This is a genomic window from Sporosarcina sp. P18a, from assembly GCF_002743135.1.
Classification (GTDB): Bacteria; Bacillota; Bacilli; order Bacillales_A; family Planococcaceae; genus Sporosarcina.
In genome coordinates this window covers 208,246-219,834 of the sequence record NZ_PDYQ01000001.1, presented here as the reverse complement: position 1 = coordinate 219,834, position 11,589 = coordinate 208,246, and the positions used below count along the sequence as shown (strand labels likewise).

At 41.3% G+C, this 11,589-nt stretch carries 10 protein-coding genes; 1 reads left to right on the top strand and 9 read right to left on the bottom strand.

The genetic code is table 11. The features are described from left to right. Positions 1-45 precede the first annotated feature (45 nt). Genes tpx through sppA form a run of 3 tightly spaced genes read right to left on the bottom strand, consistent with a single transcriptional unit; the run spans position 46 to position 2,145 of the window. Positions 46-549: a thiol peroxidase gene (gene tpx / locus CSV75_RS01085; protein WP_099629642.1), complete on the bottom strand. Its 504-nt coding sequence runs from the start codon at positions 547-549 to the stop codon at positions 46-48. A 28-nt stretch (positions 550-577) separates the two neighbouring features. Beyond that, entirely contained in the window at positions 578-1,123 is a 546-nt protein-coding gene (locus tag CSV75_RS01080) for an RDD family protein (RefSeq protein ID WP_233191560.1), read from the bottom strand. A gap of 17 nt (positions 1,124-1,140) precedes the next feature. Continuing rightward, complete coding sequence (gene sppA, locus CSV75_RS01075) at positions 1,141-2,145, bottom strand: signal peptide peptidase SppA (RefSeq protein WP_099674393.1); 1,005 nt, start codon at positions 2,143-2,145, stop codon at positions 1,141-1,143. Between the two features lie 104 nt (positions 2,146-2,249). Here sppA and CSV75_RS01070 point away from each other — a divergent pair, with 104 nt between their 5' ends. Beyond that, entirely contained in the window at positions 2,250-3,050 is an 801-nt protein-coding gene (locus CSV75_RS01070; RefSeq protein ID WP_099674392.1) for an NAD kinase, read from the top strand. Positions 3,051-3,125: 75 nt separating this feature from the next. On the opposite strand, the gene mbcS is transcribed toward CSV75_RS01070, so the two are convergent. The 6 genes from mbcS to CSV75_RS01040 all read right to left on the bottom strand — a co-directional run bounded on the left by mbcS (position 3,126) and on the right by CSV75_RS01040 (position 11,571). After that, positions 3,126-4,703, bottom strand: a complete 1,578-nt coding sequence (mbcS, locus tag CSV75_RS01065; protein WP_099674391.1) for an acyl-CoA synthetase MbcS — start codon at positions 4,701-4,703, stop codon at positions 3,126-3,128. A gap of 322 nt (positions 4,704-5,025) precedes the next feature. Beyond that, positions 5,026-5,241, bottom strand: a complete 216-nt coding sequence (locus CSV75_RS01060) for an alpha/beta-type small acid-soluble spore protein (RefSeq protein ID WP_099629639.1) — start codon at positions 5,239-5,241, stop codon at positions 5,026-5,028. A gap of 77 nt (positions 5,242-5,318) precedes the next feature. After that, on the bottom strand, positions 5,319-6,521 hold the full coding sequence (gene thiI, locus CSV75_RS01055) for a tRNA uracil 4-sulfurtransferase ThiI (protein ID WP_099674390.1): 1,203 nt from the start codon (positions 6,519-6,521) through the stop codon (positions 5,319-5,321). After that, positions 6,518-7,651 (bottom strand): cysteine desulfurase family protein, encoded by a 1,134-nt coding sequence (locus CSV75_RS01050; protein ID WP_099674389.1) that lies wholly within the window; start codon positions 7,649-7,651, stop codon positions 6,518-6,520. The genes thiI and CSV75_RS01050 overlap by 4 nt, the downstream gene beginning before the upstream one ends. A gap of 73 nt (positions 7,652-7,724) precedes the next feature. Beyond that, the gene (gene ezrA, locus CSV75_RS01045; RefSeq protein ID WP_099629636.1) at positions 7,725-9,416 is read right to left on the bottom strand and encodes a septation ring formation regulator EzrA; all 1,692 of its coding nucleotides are present in this window, start codon (positions 9,414-9,416) and stop codon (positions 7,725-7,727) included. 205 nt (positions 9,417-9,621) lie between these two features. Further along, the gene (locus CSV75_RS01040) at positions 9,622-11,571 is read right to left on the bottom strand and encodes a flagellar assembly protein A (RefSeq protein WP_158231556.1); all 1,950 of its coding nucleotides are present in this window, start codon (positions 11,569-11,571) and stop codon (positions 9,622-9,624) included. Positions 11,572-11,589: the final 18 nt, after the last annotated feature.

Sequence of the window (11,589 nt, the reverse complement as noted above, 5' to 3'; positions counted from 1 at the left end):
TCCTCCAAGAAGAAACCCACCTCTCGTTTCAGGTGGGTTTTTTAATTAATTCAATTCTTTTACTGCTTTAATCGCTGCATCATAGTCCGGGTGGTCAGTCGCTTCACTTACATACTCTACGTATGTGACTTTGTCGTCACGATCGACAACGAAGATTGAACGAGTCAATAAACGTAATTCCTCAATCGCTGTACCGAATGCTGTACCAAATGAAAGATCGCGATGATCAGAGTATAAGTGTAAATTTTCCACTTTCTCATTTTCTTTCCAACGCCCTTGTGCAAACGGAAGATCGCAAGAAATTGTCATGACTTCCACATCGTCACCGAGCGCTGTTGCTTCGTCGTTGAAACGCTTTGTCTGGATGGAACATACACCTGTATCAACAGAAGGCACCACACTGATCAAACGTACTTTACCTTTTGAATCTTCAAGTGTAACAGGATTCAAATCATTAGCAAGCACTGTGAAGCTTGGTGCCTGATCTCCAACTTTCACTTCTGAACCTAACAGATGAATCGGATTATCTTTGAATGTAACTTGTACCATACCTAACCACTCCTTTTAATCTAGTGTACTAAACCGTAGGGTCTTCATGCAACTGATGGTGTTCAGGATGAATGATTTTCTGCACTTCTTTTCTCTCGAATGTTCGTTCATGAACGACAACTGTGTCGGCAAAGACATCATGAAGGGCTTTCTTTTGAGGTAAGAACAAAACAAGCAAATATAGAATCCATAGCATTTGTGAAATGAAACGGCCGAAACCTTCTCTAAAAATAACGGAGCCCCAACTTACTTTCTCACCGTTTGATTTCATCACACGAATTCCCATGATCATTTTCCCTACGGTTTGCCCTGCTATTTTCGTCATCAAGATAAAATACAACAATAACAAGACAAGTGCAGTCACTTTATACGGACTGAATAAAAAAGCAGAGGGCTTGGTGATCGCAATATCAAGTACGCGAAACACCGGCTTGATAAAGATGCCGCTAATTGCCGAAATGATCAGCATGTCGATTAAAAATGCCCACAGTCTGATCCAGAAACCTGCATATTTTGGTACGAGTGTCTGTTCAAGTCGCACAGTTGGTTGCGTATCCAGCAGTTCATTCGTCATGATCGTTTCCCTCCTTCTCATTCACCGTATAAATACATCATGCGTGGTGCTGTATTTTCAGTCAGTAATTTCTTCATGATTTGTGATTCGACATCGCCATTGAATACATCATGTGCTTTGATGGATAGAATGGCTTTTAAATTAGTAGGCATTCCATATTCAAATACTTCTGCCTTTTCTAAGTGATAATCTTCTTTCATAGCAGCAATGACTGCCGGTAACTTACCATAATCATCTGCAAGTCCCGCTTCAATTGCTTGGCGGCCATTCATAACACGTCCATCCGCTACTTTACGGACAGCCGCTTCTGACATACCGCGTCCATCTACAATAATATCAACGAAACGCTTATACGAATCGTCAATCATTTCCTGTAGCATGGCACGTTCTTCAGGCTTCATCTCTCGAGTCGGGCTCATCATGTCTTTATATTGACCTGACTTGATCGTCGGGAATTCCACACCGTATTTTTCGGCCAACTTTCCGTAGTTAACCGATTGCATGATCACACCGATTGAACCAGTCAATGTTTCAGGATGAACATAAATTTTATCTGCAGGAGCTGAAATATAATAACCTCCTGAAGCCGCCATGCCACCCATCGCAGCGTAGACTGGAATTTCTTTCGTTTCCTGAATTTCTGTAATGGCATCATAAATATCAGATGACTCCAATACACCGCCACCTGGTGTATTAACAGACAGCACAATTCCTTTCACCGAGTCGTCATTTGCTGCTTCTTTCAATTGCGTCATGAATTGTTTATGGTTGTATTCCGCTCCACTAAAGATTGTCGCTTCACCAACGTCTTGTATGACGCCATCTACTGTCAATACTGCAATTCGCTCATTGACGCTTCCTTCTTCTACTACTGTTTCTTGTACTTTCGTCTCCATCAAATTGATTTCATTGACGAAACTGTTCCAGTCTCTCGTGAAGACCCATGACATCGCGTTAATACCAACCGACACAATAATCAATGTGGCGGCTACTGCTACAGCAATCCATCTTTTTGCATTCATACTATATTTCCTCCTTTGTTCACATCTACCTATACGTTCCTAATCGTCCAAATGTTTCATTCGTGTTACAATTATTTTATTATCTGAAAAAGGAGACGATTCAAATGAATTCTCTACATACCATTTTTCTCTTTAGCCGTTTGGACGAAGACACCGTCCATAAAAAACATGTGATTACACAACGCCTTAAAAAAGAAGGTTTCAAACTAACAGAAGATCATACGAAAGCCAATGTAGTCATCAGTATCGGCAGTGACGGCACATTCCTACAAGCTGTTCGTAAAACCGATTTTCGCCAGGATGTTCTTTACCTTGGAGCATCTGTAAAAGGGGCACACGGCGTCTATTGTGATTTCAAATATGATGACATTAGTTCACTTATACACACACTACAACAAGCAACGATCGAAGAGCGCCATTATCCGCTCCTTGAAGTGTCGATTAACGAGCAGAATCCGTTCTTATGCCTGAATGAATTCAGTATACGTTCTACTATTATTCGAACATTTGTCATGGATATTTACATCGATGACTTATTATTCGAAACATTTCTTGGCGACGGTATGATCATCTCCACGCCAACAGGTAGTACAGCGTATAATAAATCTGTTAAGGGCGCTGTAATTGATCCGCGGCTACCTTCTTTCCAAGTGACAGAGCTTGCATCGGTTAATAATAATCGGTACCGTACGCTCGGCACGTCGTTCATCCTAAGCAATGAACGAACATTGACGCTCAATATCCAACAAGAAGGCAATGAATTTCCTTCCATTGCAGCAGACAACGAAGCGCTCGGTATCAAACAAGTAGGGAAAGTAGAAGCACGACTAAGCCATAAAGTCATTCGTACCGCAAAACTTCCAGATAACTCCTTCTTTGAAAAAGTCCAACGTACGTTCTTCTGAAATGAACTGAAAAAGACTGTCAATAGTCAGAACAAAACGACTCTTGACAGTCCTTTTTAACCCCTTACGACCACATCAATTTTGATTTTGCTCTTTTTTGCGCAACTCAATACGCATGATTTTTCCTGAAGATGTTTTTGGCAATTCTTCTAAAAACTCAATCTTACGAGGATATTTATAAGGTGCCGTCAGTTCTTTGACATGATTTTGCAACTCTTTTACGAGTTTCTCAGTTGACTCTACCGTATCATCGCGCAAGACGACAAATGCTTTCACGACGTTTCCACGTTCAGGATCAAGGCTTGCTACTACCGCACACTCACGAACTGCAGGATGCTTGATCAAAGCATCTTCCACTTCGAACGGTCCAATCGTATAACCCGAGCTCACAATGATATCATCGCCTCGCCCTTCAAACCAGAAATAGCCTTCTTCATCCTTTTTCGCTCGGTCTCCGGTAATATAATAATCCCCTCTAAATTGCATCTTCGTGCGTTCAGGATCATTTAAATACTCTTGAAACAGTGCAGGTGTTGATTTATGAACGGCAATATCGCCTACTACACCTACGTCTGCCGGTTTACCTTCCTCATTAATGACCTCTACGATATTTCCCGGTGTAGGTTTACCCATTGATCCAGGACGCGCTTCCATTCCAATCATCGTACCAACAAGCAACGTATTTTCTGTTTGTCCATATCCATCACGAACAGAAAGCGAAAACTGCTTTTCGAAAATATCAATGACACCACGATTTAATGGTTCTCCCGCTGAGACAGCACTTTTCAAAGAAGTGAGTGAAAAAGCATCTAAATTTTTAGCTTTTGCAATAAATCGGTATTCAGTCGGCGTACAACAAAGAACATTGACTTGGTAATCATCCAGGAACTGTAAGTATTTATCTACATCGAATTTACCGCTATAGACAAAACCTACCGCACCGCTTCCTAGAACAGATAAGAACGGTGTCCAAATCCACTTCTGCCATCCTGGTGCCGCTGTAGCCCATACAATATCATGTTCTTCAATACCTAACCAGTTTGGTGCAGTCGTTCGTAAGTGTGCATATCCCCAGCCATGTGTATGTACTACACCTTTTGGCTTGCCCGTCGTACCAGATGTATACGACAGAAACGCCATATCGTCACTAGCGGTATCACAAGCGGTAAACTCTGACGCAGCATTCTTTTCTTGTGCAGTCAAGGAGACTTCCCCTTCTTTTGCTTCACCGATAATATAGACTGTCACTTTTTCAAGATTTTCTACGTGTTCAAGTTGATCAGTAAAAGCGTCAAATGCAATAATTGCTTTTGCGTTACTGTGTTCAATTCGATATTCAATTTCGGAGGAACGTAGCATTTCAGAACTAGGGATTACAACAAGTCCTGCCTTTAGTGCACCAATGTATGTCACATACGCTTCAATCATGCGCGGCACCATGACCAGCACTACATCCCCTTTTTTCAAGCCATTCGATGTCAGCACGTTCGCTGTACGGTTAGCTGCTTGGATGAGTTCGTCATACGTTACTTGTTGTTCTTGATTTTGCGCATCTACATAAATTAATGCTTTTCTGCCATCACCCGTTGCGTATTTTTCGAATTCCGAAACAATATTGTAACGAGCGGGCGCAAGTAGTTCTTCTCGGTTCATTTCCATTCCCCCTTTTTGCGTAATACTACAAGTATACAAATAGAATGGTGAAATTTCAAAACTTTATATACTTTTCTTCATTATACTGGTACGAAACGTATAGTATACCGGGTTTTTCGGTATGCTAGTTGGAATGAATGATGAAGCTTGCACTGTTGTTGGGGTGGGATTGGCGCTTCGGAGGGGACGCTTCAATCCCATCACACTAACCATCGCTTCACTTATCTTATTCCATTTAGCACTTGAACTCACCCCTTTAACTTAAAATCAATCCAAAAAAGATGCCCCAAGAAGCACTATGGCTTCTGAGGCATCCCATGTTTTACGATTGCTGATTAGAATTGTTCATTTGTGATTGAGCCTGACGCACTAATCGCTTTGTAATTTCTCCGCCGACGGATCCGTTGGCACGCGATGTGGAATCTGGCCCAAGTTGTACTCCAAATTCAGAAGCAATTTCTTCCTTCATTTGGTTAAGTGCTTGTTGCGCTCCGGGAACTAACAATTGGTTTGAGTTGTTGTTGTTGCTACTTGGCATGTCGTTCACCTCCTTGTGACATTAGAATGGTCACTTTTCAAAATATCATGCAAGGAAGATAATAGGTAATTTTTTCTTTACAACATGTCTTCGAAGTCTTCTTCTGTCTGTCTGCTCGGAATCGTCGTAACACGTCGTCTAGCGACTTCCGTCACCATGTCATCAAACTCCTGGAAGCTTTCGTAATACGCCACTTTTTCAACTTGCGGTTTCGTTTTATTGCTCGGTGGCGTAAATACGGTACAGCAATCATCATATGGACGGATAGAAATATCGTACGTGCCAATTTTTTCAGCAATCTGGATGATTTCTAATTTATCCATTGCGATGAGCGGACGCAAGATGGGTGTATTCGTGACTTCGTTAATAGCCGTCAAACTTTCAAGTGTCTGGCTTGCTACTTGCCCTAGGCTGTCACCTGTGATCAAACCAAGTGAATTCGTGTCTTTCCGTACTTGTTCAGCAACTTTCATCATCATTCGTCTTGTAGTCGTCATCGACAAATTGCTTGGTACTTGTTTTACAATCGCTTGTTGCAACTCTGTAAACGGAATAACATGCAAGCGAATGACTGCGCCGAATTTTGTTAGTTGTCTGACAATGTCTTCCACTTTTTCTAACGCCAAATCGCTCGTGAACGGCGGGCTGGCAAAGTGAATGGCATCAAATGACACGCCGCGCTTCATCATCATATAGCCTGCTACTGGACTGTCGATTCCTCCCGACAATAATAGCAATGAGTGGCCATTGGAGCCAACTGGCATGCCACCCGCACCTTTATAGGTGTGTGAAGAGATATATGCTGCTTCTTGCTGGATCTCTACATATAATAAAATTTCGGGTTTCTTCATTTGAACGATCAAATCAGGGAACGCCCTCAATACATGACCACCCAATTCTTGTTGCAATTCTCCCGTATTGAGTGGGAAACGTTTGTCTGTACGTTTGACATCTACTTTAAATGTCTTTCCAGCAGTTTCCGTTTTACCTAGAACTTTTACTGATGTTTCTTTAATATCCTCCACTGTAGGTTCACAAATTACAATGGGACTGAATGATTGAATGCCAAAAATCGACGGCAATATTTCAACAGCACGATCTAGTTCTTCAGGTTTTTCTGCATAAATGAACATCCGGTCACGTTCTGCACGCATCGTAACAGTTCCCAAATCGGACAACGCAGCTTTTATATTCGCCTTTAGTTTACGTATAAATTTACTTTTATTCTTTCCTTTTAGCGACATTTCACCATATCGAATTAAAATGGTATTCCAGTTCATTTCCCCACTCCTTTTCTAATCAGCTCGACTAATTGACGAACCGCTACTTTCAATTGTTTAATTTCTTCATTTGTTTGATTTTTACCTAAGCTAATTCTAATGACGCCTTTTTCAAACGCTCGAGGTACATGGATCGCTTCAACCACGTGGCTTACATCCGAATTCTTGGATGAACAAGCACTTGAAGTCGAGACGATTATTCCCTGTTGTTGCAGGAAGTTAATCGCTATCTCCCCTGTTATCCGTGCAAATGCAACGGATAGTATATAAGGTGCACTCGCGTTTGGTGCCAATACTTTGCATTCATCTATTTCCGAGAAAAACGCAACCAGTTCATGGCGCCATTGCTGGAACTGCTGCATATTTATTTCTTCTACAAGTAAACGGGCCGCTTTCGCAAGGGCCGCCGCATGTGGCACCGATACGGTTCCGCTACGCAATTTATGTTCTTGTCCGCCACCAAAGACCATGGGTTGCAGTCGTATATTGTGACGATACGCTAGAAATCCACTATTTTTTATTCCATAAATTTTATGGGCCGATAATGAAACAAGATCGGGACCATCCGTAAAATCAGTAAGCAAGAGTTTTCCAAAGCTTTGCACACAATCGGAATGGAACATTGCACGTGAAGATGAATGAATGATTTTCGCGCATTCCTCAATGGGCTGAATCGTACCAATTTCATTGTTAACATGCATGATACTAACTAAAATCGTATCTTTTTGCAACTTCGCTTGGAGTTCGTCCAATGAAATTCTTCCCTCTTCATCTACAGTTAGATAATCCACAATGAAGTGTTGTTTTTCCAATTCCTTGAAAACATTCAATACAGAAGGATGTTCGATACATGTCGTAACTAGATGACGACCTTTATGTTGGTTGGCGTATACATAACCTAGTATGGCAAGATTATTGGATTCTGTTCCGCCTGAAGTAAAGATTCCTTCCGTCAATCCTAGTCCGATCGTTCCAAGCAGTTGTGTTCGCGCACGTTCCAATAATTTTTCTGTACGTTTTCCTTCCGCATGTAGCGATGCAGGATTGGCAAAATACGTTTCGGAAGCATCCATGAACGTGCGGAGAACTCTTTCATCCGGCTTGGTTGTGGCGCTATGATCAAAATACATACGTACTCTCTCCTTTCTATATGAATGAGCGAAACAAAGCCACCGGAAAACCGGTGGCTTTGTCGGAATATAATTATACTTTAACTTGAATCATACCTTGAATCTTTTTCAAGGCGCCTGGTTCAACTTCTTCCACCGCAGTACCTGCTTCTTCCAATGCTCTTAAGTAGCGGCATTGCATGAAGGACTCTTCAGCTTTCAACAATTTAGTGTGAACGTCCGGATGAGATGCACGGTAACGGTTACCGTATTGGATGATTCGTTCTACAAGCAATGCATTTTCAATCATATCTGCAGCTTTCGCACAAACATCAGTGACTACTGTATCTGCTTTTTCAACATATGATTCAACCAACGCCATATTAAGTGGCACTTCTTCCAAACTTTGCTTCACAATGAAGATTTGTTCATCTGCTTCTTCAAGTTGCACTTCCATATCATCGGGAATTCCCGGGATATTGGCACGGTGTAAATTACGATCCGCAATTTGAAGTTGCTGTGCAAGAGTCACAATGCGGGAACGTACGAGATTTTCGTCGATCCGAAGATTCTTAATACGACTACTGAACTTGGAATGCGCATCAGAAATGGCATCCAATTCTTCCACTAGCTCTTGCAACTCAATTTGTTGAGCGGAGTATGCCAAGTTTTTCGCATCTTGACGTTCGATGAATATTTCAATTCGCTTCGCCAATGCGTTCAATTTTTGCAATGCCATTTGTGGAATAACGACTTCATTTTCATCAAGACGGTAACTTTGTTGAACGAATTTCACTTCTTCAATCGTATCCGGAATCGCATATTGAAGTTCTTCAAACAGATCCAACATTTGATCCAAATGCTCATCTACGTAATGACGGGAACTAACTTCCTCTTCCAATACATCATAGAATGATTCGATTTCGTCATGAATTTCATTTACTTCCGCTGCTACTTCTTCCACATCCAAGCGTGCTAATAACTGTCGAAGATCCGCAATTTGTTGTTCGATTTTTTCGAAACGAGAAGGCATTTTCAGGTGTCCTAAATAATACTCCTGACCTTCCATTTCGATAATTCCTTTACGCAATTCTCGCAAAGCCGCAGGTATTTTCGTCTGCAACTCATTAAGTAATGCAGGAATCTCATCGAGTAAAAACGAAAAGCGTTCTTCTTTTGCTCCTAGTACAATCACAATTTCACGCGCTTGTAAGTAGTTTCCATTGTCGATAAGTGCGTCGTATTCTTCAAACCTTGGATTGAAGGATTCCCACTCTTTCTCTAAAGACTCCACTGCCGGTCCAAATGCGTACTGATGAGCTAAGATCTTTTTGCGCGCGGCACGGTGGTGTTCTTTTACCGTTTCTATTTCGAACCGATTTCTTTCTTCACTGCCGATCAGTTCGTTTAATTCCTGCAAGATCGTTCGCATCTCTTTTTCACATTCGTTCAAGATTTCGCGGATCTGTTTTTCTGTTTCCGTTGCTTTCTTAAAGCGGAAACGATCAACTTGCCCTTCAGCATCCAGTAAAAGCATATCTACATTATGAAGGCGATCATCTACTACTTCTGTCCAATTATTGCGCCATCTCTCGAACATTTCTTCTGTTTCGCCAGTCATGTTCAACTGCTTTACTTTCGTCATTTCTTCAAATATTGGCTCGTTTTGAATTTGTAATTTTTCTTGTTCCATTTCACTGATTTCTTGTATATGCTTTCGCCTAGACAGAAATGCCATCACTGTTAGAACAATGATGATAACTAATGGAATGATGACGTATATCATCTCACTATGATCCCCCTATCCCACACTTCGCGCATAAAGTGACTACTTTAGATATTATAGTATATCGTAACATGTTTAAAGCATTTTCGTCTTCTATTCACATCTTTTTTAAAAAACTACGAACTTTTTATCATATCTTAGGATATTTCAAGATGAATTCCTCTATTTCCACATTTTCTATTTGTAAATTTGGCGAATTATTCATTTACTTAATAGATAAAAGGCCTTCCTCATTTAATTTTGCTGTTACATGCTGGCGAATCTGCAAGATTTCATGGTGTTGCGAACCAATTTGAATCCATGTCCCGGGATATGCCTTTCCAATTTGTATGATTCCTCCTGCATTTGTCTGAATACATGTTTTCACTCCTGCGGGCGATCCCGTTTCATCCAATTCTATATGTCTCCCCGCAATGACTTCCCCGCCACGACATACGCCTTTAATAGTAATATCTTGAAGCGCTGTAAGAGAACAATTATAGACTCCTTTTGAGCGGATATGGATATCTCCGTTACTGTACAAAATACTATTCAATGCGAAGGCCGCTTGTAATACGGATTCCGGACGAATTTCCTCACCGTAAATTTCAATTAATTGATTCGCTTTCTCGATCAATTTTCGTAAATACAGAACATTCGTATGTTCCTCTCTAAGTGGGTCGACAAATAACTGATATAAACGCTCAGCTAAACCTAGCCATTCTTGATCCAATCTTCTCGTATGATTTTTCACCACTTGTATAAAGTGTCGATTCATGTCTGTAAACGCCGCATATTTTTGCTCCAATAATAACTGAATGACTTGCTTCAATATAAATGGCGGCACCTCTTCAGGATTCTCACCACGTAATGCAAAGATTTGAACGAGCGCTGAGTCGATATTGCGTAAGTAGTCGAGAATTTCCTTCAAATCATTGATCATGATCGTAATAACCTTTTCCTGAATGCCTACTGTGACAGTAGATGAGAAAATACTTCCTTGAATGAATACAGACTTGGTTCCGCGAATGGAGGCCTTTGTGCAATTCCTCATAATCGTGATGAAGCCTGAAGCCGCAATGAACATGGAAGGATGCACACTCCCGCCAATCCATACATCTCCTTCAAAATGAATATTGCCGCTTTCCAAGCTGACATCTGCAGCATGCCGATATTCTCGATTCACATAAATCTTTGCGAGTTTACTGCGCCACTCAATAACGGGCCTTCCATCAATTTTCGCATAGAGCTTATGCAGTATACTATCTACAGTAGGACCTGGACGGACGATCACGTCTTTAGGTGGTTTCACTTTATACGTTACGCCTAGTACATTTATGCCGTTGACCCCTTGTACCGCTGGGATATACGTAGCTATCAGCTGACCCGCTTTCACGGTCGGAATAAAGTTATGCTCGCGGAAATCAATAGGAGCATCATCATCACCTTCTGGCTTTTTGAAATTCAAATGAATGTCCAAACGTGCATCTTGACTTTCAATAGGAAGAATTCCTCGAGCAACGACAAATTCTGAGAACTCAAGCGTATTTACAGCTTGCTGAATACCATTCATGGACATATAGGATGGATCAACCCCCATACGATGCAGTTCTTCCATTAGCGAATCTATCGTCAACTCGTTGAATACATGTACTTCTTCAATTGCTTGGATTTTGAGAACTTGTTTCCAAGGCGTATTCTGCACTGTACGCGTGATTCTTTTTCCAGGCGTCACTAGAGCTGTCGCAATCATCTGATCATCACTCAGTTGTATGACGAGTTGAGTATTCACTTCTTCGGTAATTGCCTCACACTCTACACGATCTGTCGGCTCTAAGATCATCCGTCCTGTACATTCGATTCCGTTGATCAGCAGTTCGACGCCAGGCGTAGGCACAATAATCGGATAGGCTTGCTTACCAAATCGAACTTCCAATTGTCCATCATGAATACGGACACCCGCAGGAATTTTTTCTGATTCTTCTTGTATGCTATTCGTATTTTCTCTTTCAGTAATTGTTACTTCTGCTAACACTCTTTTGAGTCCGAACATTGAGGTACCCGCGGGTCTTTTTACATGGATGTGAACGTCATCTATCGTCAATTGCAGAATTTCAAGCGCATCTTTGATCGCCTCTCCTACCGTTTCAGCTTGTGTTGTAATGGATTTGGTCATATTTACACCCCCATCTAT